Here is a 13,916-nt window from a genome sequence, read left to right on the forward strand (position 1 = left end):
GACAGAAAAAAATCCGTAGTGCCAACCGACTCCAGTTGAAAATTTTAACTTGTTGAAAAATTGGGGATGTTTGAGATAGGGTCACGAAGTTGGGTTAAGATTCGAGTACCCAATGTCGATACCAAGTATATTCAATTTAACCTCCATCGGTTTTGAGCATGAACCCGTCGGCGAAATCGAGCAATCTTTTCTGCTGTGTACTTGGAGTGAACAAAATGATCATTTTCCCCTCAGTTTCGACTCGGTCTGGATGGCTACTGTAATCTCAGTGTACTTTGAGCGAATGGATCGCTAGGTCAATGGGTTCATAAGGAATGTATCAGAACGGCCTGCGAGAATTTGGCGTGAAACGCGCACATAATGTGCAGGTTTTGATCCTAAAAAACATGAGCGCCTGTGCTAGTTTGTAATAGTTGGTTCTTTAGCTGTTGCAACGTTGCAGGATAACGATTGCTGCGTCGTCTTCTAGGGATTGCGGGATGCAGGGATTTATAGCTCGCAGTCGATACAAAGACCTGCTATTGACCCTAACGATTTTTAATCGGACGCTTTGGATGAAAGTTTAGAATAAATTTTGTTGCTGTAGCGTTGCATTCTGCTGGCCTGCTTGATTGCCTGTTACCAAGTATATGAATATAAAGCGCTATTGTTGATAAAGGACTCTGTGGCCAGTTGCCAAAACAAGCAAGTATTAAATTTTCTGCAGCTTTTTGATAGAGGAAAGCTGCAAAGTAAGAGTAGCAATTCGCTGGCATGTGACTGGGAAAATGGATATGAGCATGGAAAGCCTTGAAGCGATTACGGCATCAATCGAGAAACGCATAGGTGAACTCGAAGCAATGGCATCCGACATAGTCGATCGTTACTGGGAACAGGTAATGCGGTTCGAAAACAGCAACCCCGGCTGGAAGAATAAAAGTGGTTTGCGTTTACGGTGCTACCGGAAAGGCAATTACTTGCGGATCGAGTGGACAGGGCTCAAATGGTATGGGGCAAAAGCTGGTGGGTCTGGCCCGGTGTTGAAATACATCCCGAAAGGCAAGGGCGCTCATATATATCCGTTGTCGAGAATATTTGGCTATGCCAAAGAATGGGAGAAGCCACTCATCGAGGCCACGGAAAAGAAGCTTGCCTGGATCAGAAGAGAAGCATTTCACTTGAACAAGGCGCTGTTTTCGATACGATACGCAAAGGCTGTCGCCATGCAGGCAGAACTGGTTGAGGAATGATGCTGCTGCCGTCATGGCGCATGATGCCGCCCAGGAACAATATTATTTTCACCCACACCAGTAGATTGGTAATGTCATGAGTAGAAAAAAACACTATCACAGTATCAGCGATATCGTCGCTGCTGTTTATTGTGAACAGAAACTCATTTTCGATCGCGATCTTGGTGATGCTTTACCTTTGCCCATCCGGAAGAAGGCAGCCGAGGGTACATTAGAGCATCAGCGTTTTGCAATGGAAAGCCAACGGGCGGCAATCGACAAACGCTGTTTCATTGCATCCAGCATCTATGGCATCGATTCAATCGAAGTCGTAACCTTGCGCAAATGGCGCGATGATGTGCTGCTGCAATCGAAAATGGGCTGCCTGTTTGTGTATGGCTATTACCGGCTTTCGCCTTGCATGGTAAGCGTGATGGCGCACCAGACCTGGCTGGTTTCGCTGGCGCGCGCCGGTCTCGATTGGTGGCTTGCAGTACTCGATAAAAAAGTGAACAAGTAAAACGATGTTCGAATCAATAGCCGCTACGTTGGCAATCGTTGTCGTTTGCTGGATCTTCCTGAGCTGGCGCAGGTTTTCCCGCGATTGGCGGCCTGCCGAGCTGAAAGCGGGGAGGGTGGTGATGATCGAAAAGGATCTGCGAATGAATCGCCCATACCCTGTGACAGGCCGCCCCGACCAGGTCTATCAGCTGGCAAATGGTTTGCATATCCCGGTGGAAGGCAAGAATCGCGATACCTATCACGTTTATGATACGGACATCGCCCAGCTTTCCCTGCAGGCATGGCTGCTGAGACACAATGGCATGCCTACTGCCAAGCATGGTTTTGTGGCGATCAACAATCGCCAAACAGGCAAGCGCCGTGCGATCAAAGTGCGGTTGATGGATGACGAATGCTGTTCGAACCTGGTTGAGCGTTACTTGGATGTTATCGAATGCAGGGTATTGCCCGAGAAAAAGTTCGGCCCAAAATGCAAGGCGTGTGGTCATCAAATGATTTGTTGATGGTAATAATTGCCGTCATATAATTCTTCAACCTTCTTCATATGAAAGATAAAAATTGAACACTATTCCAGACGCATACATGAGAGTCATCGAACCCATTATCCGGAATGCTCGTGAGCTTTTGGAGAGGGGTGAGCATCTCATTGCCACGGCTTATGTCGGAAATTTTGCATCGAGCACGATTACTCCTGTGGTATTGCGGGTTGATAACGAAATGGCCAAGGAAGATTCGGCAAGGCTAATCAAGCTGGCCGCCGATTTTAACGATGCTGATTTCATTTTTGTATTGATGGAAGCATGGTCATTGCGCAAGGACAAATTATCCAAGGTAGAACAGATTTATGAGCGCTACGGATCCATTGCCGCCTCACCCTATGCCGTGGATATAATGGCCGCGTCGCTGGAAACCATCCACGGCGTTTGGATGGCGGAAATACCAATAAAGCCCAAAGGAGTCAGCAAAAAGAAACGTACTTTTGGTGTGCCGGAATTCAAACACTACACGGAAACGAAGGGGCGCTTTGTTCATCTGTTGCCGGCGAGGGACGGAGAACAGGATGCTGGGGTTTTGCACTGATAGCGGAGAGCGTGAGAGTTTCTGTAGAGTGAATCAGTATCCATGATTAGCTCACGGTTGACGAATCTGCCGTGAGCAGTAGGCTCTTCCCGGGAGGAGTGCGTTTTTGCACTGCAAAGCATCAAAGAATGCAGCACTGAGACTCGCACCGGCTCCTGATGGACCATTGCAACTGGCTTGACGCGCCTAAGGCGGCTTGGGGGGTAGTAGTACCTGACGGCCGTCGGAGACGACAAATCTATGGGGGCCGGAGGTCACAATACAGGTCCGGTCACCTCTCAAGACAAGGTATTTCGTAATCGTAATCAAGATAAGCGTCCATCCCTCACCATCTTTCAAGCGTCTTGCGATCGATGACCGATGGTATCACCGGAGCAACAGGCATTCCATTTCAAAGCGTGGTAGGCCAGTGGTTTGTCACAAGCGGCATATTGCTATGAAAAAGTATTGAATACCAAGACATTTGACGCCAAAGTTCTTCGGCGGACAAGTCTAAATCGGTCACCAATGCGCCGAAACGATAGCAGGCAAGTGCCGGATCATCTGCAAACAGTGATAGCTGCTTGCCTTTGGCATCGGGACGCACATCTATTTTTTGCCGAATGCCGACAATCCGCCGTGGCTTATCCCAGCATGGCGCCTGATAATCGAAGGCAATCACTTCAATACCTTCATCCAAAACCCACCAACCAGTTTGATCAACCAATGCGTTTTGCAGGGGCTGATTCAGTTTCAATGCAATCAGATAATGGGTGCTGCGCTGATCCAGATCATTCAAAAAGGCCGCATCGCTAAAACCGCTATCCGCCCGCAATAACGCTACCTGCTTGCCACCCAGCTTGTCCAACGTGTCGTCCAGAAAAGCCAGTGCGTTATTGGCGCTATGGCTGTTGCCAGGACGCAGCCAAAGATTGGCTATCATGCGCGCATCGGCAATAAATGCCATCAACGGATGGTGAGAATAGCGCCCAGGTTTGCGTGGATTGTAACCCCGTGCCGCACCCTCCTGTTCTCCGTAGCGCGTCATCACCGTTGAGTCCAGATCCAGCGTCAAATGGTTAAGCTGAAGTTTGCCGAAAAACCAGCGATACAAGCGTCCAAATACGTGCATCGTAGTCGCCTGGTCAAATTTCCTGAAGAATCGCATGATCGCTTTGAAATTCGCCATGCGCTTGAATCCAAATAACTTCTGAAGTACAGGGTCATGGCGAGTCACCTCAGAATGCTCAAACCGGTTCGCACCACACCAGACAGATAACATGAATTGCACAATCAGTTGAGTCGGAGAATAACCTCGATTACTCCCCGGTTGCGGCAGATCGCATACTTCCATTGCGCTATCGAATCCTGTGCGATTCAGCATTCGTTTCATCAAACCCATGCCGTCCCAGGCTGTGATCTCTTTATCGGTAAATCGAAGCTCAAATTCCATCCGAATCCTCCGAAAGAAAACTATGCAGTAACAGAATGGCGATAAATTACCAGATTATGTTTGTTTTTAATAGCTTACTCTAATGGCTTCCCTTAGAAATCGCTTCTAATGGGAAATTTGGGTTAATAGGTTAAGGTTCTCCATTCTGGTAGCAGTCTGGATTTTTGCTTCCTCCGCCATCACTATGGCACATATTTTGTGTCAAAATGGTATACGTTGTGGCATTGTCACCGAGGGGGCATTACGTTAAAACGCTCAAGAGGCTAAAAAATAGCATCAGGTTGTCGTAACCCTATTAATAAAGGCCAATACGCTGAATTGAGCAAGCTCGCAGCGTCCTTAGATCTTTCTGCGGCCTGGATGATCAGGTAGGTAGTTTCTAAATTTATAGCCCGCCATCAAATCAGCATAGAAAGTGACTTCCCACTGCGTCAGCCGGGAGACAAGCCGGAGAATAACGGAGAAAAACAAGTGATAATTATGCCGTCTTATGGAAGAGACAAATCGTCAGTCAGATGCAGCTCCTCACCGATCAGAACTTCAATAAAAATTTTATCTATTCGGCAATCCTATCAATCACGGAGCTCATGCCCATGAGCCAGTCAAACGGCTTGATCTCCTTTCTGCGTCATTATGGACCCATCCCAGCCGGGGATAACATGTATGACGAATTGATTCAAACGGAGATCGAGCGGCATGGAATTGATCCTGCAATTCATATCAATCCGGCGAAACTGAGAGAAGTCCAAGAAAACTTTGGGGTACTTGAACCTCGCAACATAATTCTCACGGGGACCGCTGGCGATGGCAAGACCTTCCATTGCCGCCAAATCTGGGACGCTTTCGGCGGTGATCCTGAGCATTGGAATACAGGTAAAAAAATTGTCTCGCTGACGCTTCCTGTCTCTGGAAAGGCGTTAACGATTGTCAAAGATCTAAGCGAGCTTACGTTAGAAGAAAAGAATAGATTGTTGATCAACTTAGCCAGTTCGGTAGCCGGAAAAAGCACAGTTAATGTGTATCTTATCGCAGCCAATGACGGTCAACTTCTTGCGAGTTGGCGTGATTGGTCAGATATTCAAGGGGAAGATGAATATAGAATATTCAAAATTGTGGAAGAGATGCTTGTTGAGGAGCGAACAAATGACGATGCCCTTAACCTAAACCTCTACAATCTTAGCCGCCTTGACGCCTCCGAGCATTATCAGGAACTCGTTGAACAAGTTGCCGAACATCCCCAATGGTCACAATGCGACGGCTGTAATCTGTTGAATAGTGATGGTTCAACGACTTGTCCTATTCGTATAAACCGGGAACGGCTCCGCAATGGAAGCAATGGCTCGGTATTTCGCAAGCGTTTAGGAGAGCTGATGAAGCTTGCGCGGGCCAACCGTATGCATATCCCCATCCGGGATTTGCTTCTCCTTTGTGTGAATATTCTTTTGGGAGACCGACAGGGTCGGCAGATTTTATTGACCTGCCAAACGGCAAAAAATCGTGCAGAAAAAGAGGATTATCGCTTAACTAATCCTTATGCAAATGTTTTTGGTATGAACCTCCCTGAACGCCAGAGGCAGCAATATCAAGTATTCAATATACTCGAAGCCTTTGGCATTGGGCGAGAAACTGACAACAAATTCGATAACTTGCTTATATATGGATCATATAGCGATTCAAAGCTCTACAAAGATTTAGTGTCCAAGGATAACTATTATGGCGCATCTGCCTATGAGCCATATTTACGTGATTACCTTGAAGGTGACCGAGAAAATATCGACGAATTTATGCGGGCACTTTCTAGGCAACGGCAAAGGCTCTTCTTTTCCCTGCCAACCGAAAGTGTACTTAATCCCTGGCGGTTAACTGTATATCAAGCATCAGGCCAATTTTTGGAATTTATAGATGGGCTTGAAAATGGCGGGGACGTATCACGGACGACAGAACTCCTTGTTCGAGGACTTAACAGAACGTTTTGCGGCATGATGATTGACGATGGAACGAAACTTTATCTTGCTTCCTCTGGAGGAGATGGGCGTGGTCGGATAGCATCTCTCCTCAATTATGATCTACCAACAATCAAGCATCGAAGAGACCCTTACCTCAATTTTTCGATAGGAGCGGACAAAGCAACACCATGCATGCAAATCGTTGACCCTGCCGCAGAAGATGATGGGATCGTTGATAGCTTGACGCTCCAGCTCACTCATTTTGAATATCTTTTGCGCGTAGCGTGCGGCAGTCTACCCGCAAGTTTCTCGCGCCAATGTAATGAGGATTTCCTGGATTTTAAATTAAGGTTAATCAAAAGGCTTGACGACCTCATCGGCGAGGAGCCTTCCAGCGATGAAGTCAGTTTACAAGCGCTAACTGTGGATGAGCATGGTCGGGTCCATCCCGACAATATTCGTATCAGGGTGGGGTCATGAATACACGTCTCGAGGCTCCTGCTAAATACAGAAACGATGTTAATGTTTGGGTTGATGAGGCTATTTGGGGACACCGACTTTACAATGACCAAACACCATGGCTTGTTTTTCTGGAATTCCTTGCAATTTTTCAATCAAGGCATGCAGATGGAAAAGCTCTTAACGAAAGCCGTAATGAAGGAGTACACGAATCCTTCACTTACTACATTCCACGTCTAATACCACTGCGGCAATTAGTCTTTAATAACCCCCATATCCGGTATGTTGAGGAAAATCATCAATCTGATCCAGAGAGATGGCGGGCATGGTTGGAGTCATTTTCTTCCGACGATGACCTTGGATATCTTCAAGAACGTTTTGGCTCATTTACTCGTCTTTCCCGAGTAGTAGAGTTTTTTCAAAGCACTGCAATTGAACCGCATCGTCAACGTCGATGGACGTCCCACTTTTTATTTCCTTATGGCCCTAACTGTCTCTATGCAGACTTGCCGGCGAATGTAAATGGAAGTCCGGACAGACGCTTCTTCGCGAGAAGCGGTGAATTGCTCTACCTGATGCTCAATCGTAGCAGCAAGGGTAAAGACATAGCAGAGATGATTTCTAAAAAATTGCTGCGTCAAGATGAAACCTGGAATCGCGTAGTTCGTGCGTTGCTGCCTGAGGGCTATAGGATCGACTCGAACCCGGTATCAAGTACGATCGGGTATCTACCTTTTGCCAAGCGTCCTGAGTATGAAGACCTGGCCGAAACATGGACTCGGCTACTTAATTTGGATTTATCCGGCGAAGCTCTACTCGATCCGTTGATGCGCCTATCATCTTTGCACATGCTTCTTTACATGCTCAGACGGGCTAACGAAGAAGTCGGCGATACCAGCGAACCAAAATTCGTATTGGAAATAGCTTCGCCTCGCAGAACAACACTGTTCGAACTCTCAAAGGAAAATTTCGGAGCTAACCGGATGTTATCTACACGCGCGGTTCGTGCATATATCGAATCTGCCAGAAAGGACGAGCGCTGGCGTGACGCGTTACAAGCGAGGGCTCCCGCAGAAGCCGTGCGCGAGTATCTCACTGAGCGCTATGAATGGCAGCCGGATGATGGTCCGCCGTCCGGTGATCCGGACACGATCTTCGAAGCCCTTAGAGACTACGCTGAAAGGCGTCACCAACAACACGTTGTCAAAGTACATATGGAATGGGGAAGACAAATTGGGTTAGCAGTATCGCGCCGAGGCGCAGGCACATGGTACTCTCCTGACGATTCTTTGCTCAAGGCGCTTGTCATGTGTGTCGTGGATGAAGGTCGTGAAGAATATCACCGTTTTCTAGCCAAACTATATGACCGATTCCGGTTGGTTATAGGCGCGAACGAAGCAGAGCTAGCTTTCGGGACTCTTCCGACTGATCAAAACGCCTTTATGCAGAATACCCAGCGCCTGGAGCAGCGCTTAAGGACGCTAGGGCTGCTACGCCGCCTTTCTGATGATTGTGCCTACGTTGAGAACCCGTTCAGGAGCAATACATGACAAGAAACGAACTCATCGCGGCGGTCGTGCTCGATTTCATAAAGGTTTATCTAGATCAGGAGCCGGATGGCTCAATGCGCTTTTGCATGCTCGGGCTAGAAGCGTCTCTTGTGCGCTCTATTGCACAAGCTGTATTGGCCGACTCAGATACGTATTCTACTGTTTCAGTCAGGATACCTAGTTTATTCGATCCAGAAAATGCTCTTCCTGCGGACACGAGAAGCGATCAATCCATCACACATTGGCGTCATTGCCGACTACCAGATAGCACGCGTGCAGTACTTTTTGCGGCTTCGCAAGAAGAACTCCAGCGCAACGATAAGAGCGTTGAAAAGATCACAAAAATAGAAACCGACACACTGAGAACCTGCTACGATGCCTGGATTGTCCAGGTCGGTTTGGCATCAGCGCCCAAGCGCGAACATTTGCTTACTGCCCTTCAATCAGCAAACCAATCCCATGCAGCACGAACCATTGAAACATTCGCAGATTTTGTTCTATCTATTGCGGAAGGAATCAATTCCAAGGGGCTGCCTCTCCAAAAAGCGATTGATAATGCCCTTCCTAGCCTAAGGCTTCCACGATATTCAGGTTACTTTGACCGCATACCTGAAAGGAAACGTAAATCTACTAGCGAATGGAACAAAGTATTTAAAGGTCTTCATAGAAAAGTTCGCCCCCTTCTTGTTCAAGAAACCGAGAAAGGCGAGCCAATTCCGCGCGAACAGCTTCGTACTAATTTCGAAAAAATTGCTGATCGGTTAGAAGAACCAGAACGGCAGGCGATACAAACCTTCCTTAATGCCGATTTGCGTATTGATGACTGGTCCGATACACAAAAAGGCTTAGTAGACCTGGATTGGAGGTCCATTTCTGATCTCTTCGAGGGGCTTACAAGAACCGCGTCCATATCGTTGGGGGAAGTAACGGTCAAGTTCTTTGATGATGAATTCGATGATCTGCTCGAAGATGAGGAACGCGAACTGCTTTCAAGCGATTTTCCAAAAGACCCGTCGGACGACCTACAAGAATTCTTTGAAACTCACCGTGAACATTTGGCCCGAGACAAAAAACTGTCTGGCAAATGGGAACGTTATATCTATCGTAATCCGCAAACCTACCAAGATTTTCTGGTTGGTTTGCTAGAAACCCTGGACAGCTTGCGCCGCCGCGTTAGTGATGATGAGCTAAAAGAAAAGAAACTGACAATTCGCATCCCCAATGCCCGAGAGAAAAGTTTCTGGCGAGGAAAAAATCCGAAGGTTGTACGATACTTCGCCTTCCGTTACAGAGGGCTGCAAACAGTTCTGGGAGACAAGGTCGAGTTAGATTTCGGAAAGCTGATGGAATTCTACTTTCCACAGGTCGACGACGATCTTGCCAAAACAACATCCGGTTCTAAAGAGGCCCGATCTATCAAGTTCGAAGCCGTTCTCGATCCAGAAGGTGCGAAGGCCAAGCTCATATTCCACTGGGAAATGCCCGTCGATACTATTGCGACAGCAATGCCTGATGACTTGCTGAATGTGGCAAACCAGGATGAGAATCACGCCTTAATACCGACGGCAGATATCACAAGGCAATCTGTTAGTGCAAAAGGTAGTATTCAGCGTATAGCGCTTAATGACGTTAACACGATCCGCGACGTAACTAATACAAATGATGGGAAGCTGGTTGCACCAAATAGAAGTAGTGGAGATAGAAGCTTAGTATTCCTATCTGCACTAGATGAAATGTCTAGCATATTGGGCACACAAGGCACACAGACTATACGAGAAGCATTTGAGCGGTTTCTGGCCGTCTATTCGCAAGCCATTCGAGATTGGGTTAAAGCTGAAGGCCCGGGAATCGCCTCAGACGCTTTTATCAAGCAAATTAGTGCCTATGACGAATTAATTGCCTCTCTGCTAAAGCACGCAAGTAACGATCTTGCAAGAGAAAAACTTTGGCATGAGCTTTTGCGTTTTGGTGTAGCGAACGTGGGTGCTGGAAGTCCTGCTGCAATCATCACGCCGTGGCATCCGTTGCGTCTTGCTGAGATAAATATTAAAGCTTGTCAGGCAGCACGACTTATTAATGATGTTCTCAATGCCGGCGAAGATGATATTTTCCGAGCTGACCTTTTATTTAGCCAGGTACAGCTTGAACTAGTTGCGAACTATTACCCTGAAGTCTGTGTTGGGTTCGATCGCGAGCAGCCAATACTACTTTCAGCAGCAAACACATCATATGAATACACACTCGCCGAGCCGCCTTTACGAAGAACACGCTCGGATAGAGTTGATGAACTCGATGTTGATCCCAGTATAGCTGCCAAAGCCTTTGGTAATGTCGGGGAACAATATCTTAATCTGCTTCCTCACGAACGCAGTAACTTCTCGGTAGTTCTATACAACGCGGAATCTAAAGCTTTACCTAGTGCGTTAGCCTCAGAGCTATCAAGCAAAGTCGAGCAAGAAAATGAACTGCAATGCGATCTCCTGCTGACGCATTCAGACCCCAAGCGGATTAGGCGGATTTATGAGCAACAGAACGTCACAGTAAACGATGAATCCGGATCGGTGTTGGCCAGCGAGTCTGCAAGGAACTTTCTTTCAAGACTTCGTGTTGGCTTTCTCGATACCGCAAATATTCATGATGACGACACTGACCGTGCTGCCGACCTCGTGGTTCTTCAAGATGTTGTAGCTCGCAATGCAAAACTGGTTTGGAAAAGGGCTCCTGGTGATAGAAATCCTGAACTGCTGGATCACGTCCCGGCGCGTTGGTCTAGACGCCGTCCCATAGATTTAGCTGATACAGCGACATCGGTATACCTGACTTGTCCGGTTCAGCCACATTCAGGCCAGAGTTACCTCAACCTCATACAGGGATTCCTCGAAGGAGATAACGCGCTACCTGGCAATGTCATCCCTGCTCGTGAAGTTAGTTTCCGTGACGGAGATATTGGGAATGTATTTACCCAAACGCACAAGATTGGTGAATGGGTTGTTAACTTTGATGAGTTGGTAGACCGCCGTCTTCTGAGCAACAATGGCGTTCGTGTTATTCGCCATATACGAGACCGGCAAGTAGACCGCAATATTGTTGTATCAACGACATCTAAGCCCAAGCTCTTGCGTGTGCTTCTCAAAGAACGGCTGGAAAGGCTCGATCCGGCAATCACCGCAGAAGATGATTCAGTCATCGACCAACTGATTGATCAAGCCAATACGCTTTCCGGTCAAGTCGTGATGCGCGCAGCCCGATATGGTCATTATGCGAATGAGTTGCTTGGCATTGTTCTATCTATGGAGAAAATTCGTAATGGGCTTGGAGACTCAAACTTGCCCATAGGCTGGTATTTCCTCGATGATTTTGCATCCTGGTTCGGGCAACGTGAGGAGCAAATCGCCGATATTATGGCTATTGCCCCTCGTATTGTCGATGGTAAGCCGGTTCTGAAAGTGGCGATATCGGAAGCAAAATTTGTCAGCTCTCGTGGGTACAGAGCGCAGGCAAAGAAATCGGCAAAACAACTCGAAGAGACTGTTGCGCGCCTCGGGCGAGCCCTTGATCCAAATCACAAACGTATAGATCGTGAAATCTGGCTAAACCGTATAGGTGATTTCATGATTGAAGGCATGGAGCCGTTTGATCCTACGCTTATGAACGACCGGGGGGATCTACACAAATGGTCAGATGAAGTTAGGCAGGACAAGATACCGATACAGCTTGCAGGCTTTTCTCATGTCTTCGTTCACGACAATGATGAATATGTCGATGCAGGTGATGTCACGCCGTTGAAAGGTATGCCGCACTGCGTACAACAGGTGTTTGACAAAACCAGTGTCGCCGGATCATTCCGATCATTTGCCGAGAAAAATAAAACCCCTGGAGAGCAACCGAAAGCCGAAGGCGGCGCATGGAGTGGCGCTCTTGTTTCTACAGGAACAATTTCAGAGGCCCCACAAATAACGACTAAATCTGAGTCTGTCACTCAGCCACAAGACCCTGCGTCCGGACCAGTAGGACGTGAAGGCTCGAGTAAATTAGCAACTGAAGAAAGCGTATCACCTCAAAAGGACTTCACGGCAGAAGATACCAAGTCTACTATTCCAAATGAACTGTTAGAAATGTGGCCATCGCGGCAGCTTGCCGAATGGGTAAATGCCGGTGCTGCATCTGAGGAAGACGACGAAGACACCAAAGCCTGGCTGGATAATACTGTCAAAGCTTTGCAGAGGGCTTTGCGCGGGTATGAAATGACTGCCGAACTCATCGGTTCAAGATTAACGCCAAATGCTGCACTTGTGCGTTTTAGAGGATCAGATGATCTTACAGTACCCAAGGTTGAGAAGAAGCGACAGGAATTGCTGACCTCGCACGCGGTTGATGTTATCAACGTACTGGCTGCTCCGATGGAAATTATCATAATGGTAAAACGACCACATCGGGCAATATTGCGTTTACAGGATCTCTGGCGAAGGCGAGAGCTTCCTGCAGCTGCATCTGAGTCAAATACCAGTTTGTTGCTAGGTGCAAAAGAGGCAGACGGCGAAATCCTATACCTTAATGTTGGCAATGAGTTCGGAGGACATCAACCACACGGCCCTCACACGCTGATTGCCGGTGAAACAGGGAGCGGCAAAGGCGTCCTGGTGCAGTCGCTTCTTTTGGATATTTGTGCAACAAATTCTCCGAAAAAGGCGCGCATTCGAATGATTGATCCCAAAGCGGGTATTGATTTTCCCTGGTTGCGCAATATGCCGCACCTTGATGGCGATCTGATTACCGAGCAAGAAGAAGCCATCCATGCTTTGGAAGAGTTAGTTGCTGAAATGGAGCGAAGAAACCGGCTACTTGCAGAAGCGGGCGTTACCAAGCTCGACAACTTCAACCGTAAGGTTTCGCCATCTGAACAACTTCCTCGAATATGGTTATTCCACGATGAATTGGCAGACTGGATGATGATTAATGAATACCGAGACGCTGTTGATCTGAATGCAAGCCGTTTGGGAGTAAAGGCAAGGGCCGCAGGAATTAACCTCGTGCTTATTACGCAACGACCGGACAAAGATGCTTTGCCCATGCAGCTACGTGCAAACCTAACGAACCGTTTGGTATTAAAGGTTGCGGATAAAAAGAACTCTATGCTTGTTCTCGATGAACCTGGCGCTGAAAGATTACTCGGGCGTGGTCACTTAGCTGCGAAGCTATCAGGCGAAGGGAGGGTAATTCTGGCGCAAGTACCATTCGCTTCCGAAGACGAAATTTCTGAACTAGCCGACATCATTAGACGCGCATGGGCAAAGAGTTGGAACTAATCACGATAGTACTTTTAAATAGTTAACACCTTCTTCTAACGAGTTAAAAACAACATTCGATGTTTGTTGCACAATCTTTAGATAACGCCCAGCTTCGTATGAGCACGGGGATTTTTCATCAATGAATATTATATGCTTACCAAGTGCTGAAGCGTAACCTATCTCCAACGAAAGACCATATCCACCAGGATTTGCATCTTCTAAGTATGCAAATATGATATCGCTATTCCGGATGGCCTCTAAATCCCATTTCGTATAAAGCTTCGGGTCCGTCAGGCCATTTTTGCTCGGATCCTTATACTTGAAATTCTTCACGGCCCCCCTGTGTCAGAATAGTTGTCGTGTCTAATTTTTAATTAATATTCGGGGGCGATAAGGAATAAACAATGACACGATATTCAAAAGAACGCAAA

9 protein-coding genes are annotated in these 13,916 nt (G+C 47.3%); 7 read left to right on the top strand and 2 right to left on the bottom strand.

The window, feature by feature from the left end; genetic code table 11:
- Positions 1-779 precede the first annotated feature (779 nt).
- The 4 genes from mobI (at position 780) to BLV85_RS12395 (ending at position 2,810) form a co-directional block, all read left to right on the top strand.
- The gene (gene mobI / locus BLV85_RS12380; protein WP_090415562.1) at positions 780-1,229 is read left to right on the top strand and encodes a conjugative transfer protein MobI(A/C); all 450 of its coding nucleotides are present in this window, start codon (positions 780-782) and stop codon (positions 1,227-1,229) included.
- Positions 1,230-1,305: 76 nt separating this feature from the next.
- Positions 1,306-1,728, top strand: coding sequence for a CFI-box-CTERM domain-containing protein (locus tag BLV85_RS12385; protein ID WP_090415563.1), 423 nt, complete (start codon positions 1,306-1,308; stop codon positions 1,726-1,728).
- 4 nt (positions 1,729-1,732) lie between these two features.
- The gene (locus BLV85_RS12390; protein ID WP_090415564.1) at positions 1,733-2,233 is read left to right on the top strand and encodes a PD-(D/E)XK nuclease family protein; all 501 of its coding nucleotides are present in this window, start codon (positions 1,733-1,735) and stop codon (positions 2,231-2,233) included.
- Between the two features lie 79 nt (positions 2,234-2,312).
- Positions 2,313-2,810, top strand: a complete 498-nt coding sequence (locus BLV85_RS12395) for a hypothetical protein (protein WP_218132837.1) — start codon at positions 2,313-2,315, stop codon at positions 2,808-2,810.
- Between the two features lie 391 nt (positions 2,811-3,201).
- Here BLV85_RS12395 and BLV85_RS12400 read toward each other — a convergent pair whose 3' ends face one another.
- Positions 3,202-4,242, bottom strand: coding sequence for an IS1380 family transposase (locus tag BLV85_RS12400; protein ID WP_090415566.1), 1,041 nt, complete (start codon positions 4,240-4,242; stop codon positions 3,202-3,204).
- A gap of 593 nt (positions 4,243-4,835) precedes the next feature.
- On the opposite strand from BLV85_RS12400, the gene BLV85_RS12405 reads away from it, so the two are divergent.
- From BLV85_RS12405 to BLV85_RS12415, 3 genes are read left to right on the top strand one after another with little or no spacing between them, the layout of a single operon-like run.
- Positions 4,836-6,668, top strand: coding sequence for a hypothetical protein (locus tag BLV85_RS12405; protein ID WP_090415570.1), 1,833 nt, complete (start codon positions 4,836-4,838; stop codon positions 6,666-6,668).
- Positions 6,665-8,197 carry a hypothetical protein gene (locus BLV85_RS12410; RefSeq protein ID WP_090415567.1) on the top strand — a complete coding sequence of 511 codons (1,533 nt, stop codon included), beginning with the start codon at positions 6,665-6,667 and terminating at the stop codon, positions 8,195-8,197. The genes BLV85_RS12405 and BLV85_RS12410 overlap by 4 nt, the downstream gene beginning before the upstream one ends.
- The gene (locus BLV85_RS12415; RefSeq protein WP_090415568.1) at positions 8,194-13,503 is read left to right on the top strand and encodes an FtsK/SpoIIIE domain-containing protein; all 5,310 of its coding nucleotides are present in this window, start codon (positions 8,194-8,196) and stop codon (positions 13,501-13,503) included. The genes BLV85_RS12410 and BLV85_RS12415 overlap by 4 nt, the downstream gene beginning before the upstream one ends.
- On the opposite strand, the gene BLV85_RS12420 is transcribed toward BLV85_RS12415, so the two are convergent.
- Positions 13,504-13,818 (bottom strand): TIR domain-containing protein, encoded by a 315-nt coding sequence (locus BLV85_RS12420; protein WP_090415569.1) that lies wholly within the window; start codon positions 13,816-13,818, stop codon positions 13,504-13,506.
- Positions 13,819-13,916 lie beyond the last annotated feature (98 nt).

This window comes from Nitrosomonas halophila (assembly GCF_900107165.1).
Classification (GTDB): Bacteria; Pseudomonadota; Gammaproteobacteria; order Burkholderiales; family Nitrosomonadaceae; genus Nitrosomonas; species Nitrosomonas halophila.

Bases quoted from the DNA above. Each gene is read 5' to 3' on its own strand.
- mobI (WP_090415562.1), top strand. From the start codon at position 780: ATGGAAAGCCTTGAAGCGATTACGGCATCAATCGAGAAACGCATAGGT.
- BLV85_RS12385 (WP_090415563.1), top strand. From the start codon at position 1,306: ATGAGTAGAAAAAAACACTATCACAGTATCAGCGATATCGTCGCTGCT.
- BLV85_RS12390 (WP_090415564.1), top strand. From the start codon at position 1,733: ATGTTCGAATCAATAGCCGCTACGTTGGCAATCGTTGTCGTTTGCTGG.
- BLV85_RS12395 (WP_218132837.1), top strand. From the start codon at position 2,313: ATGAGAGTCATCGAACCCATTATCCGGAATGCTCGTGAGCTTTTGGAG.
- BLV85_RS12400 (WP_090415566.1), bottom strand. From the start codon at position 4,242: ATGGAATTTGAGCTTCGATTTACCGATAAAGAGATCACAGCCTGGGAC.
- BLV85_RS12405 (WP_090415570.1), top strand. From the start codon at position 4,836: ATGAGCCAGTCAAACGGCTTGATCTCCTTTCTGCGTCATTATGGACCC.
- BLV85_RS12410 (WP_090415567.1), top strand. From the start codon at position 6,665: ATGAATACACGTCTCGAGGCTCCTGCTAAATACAGAAACGATGTTAAT.
- BLV85_RS12415 (WP_090415568.1), top strand. From the start codon at position 8,194: ATGACAAGAAACGAACTCATCGCGGCGGTCGTGCTCGATTTCATAAAG.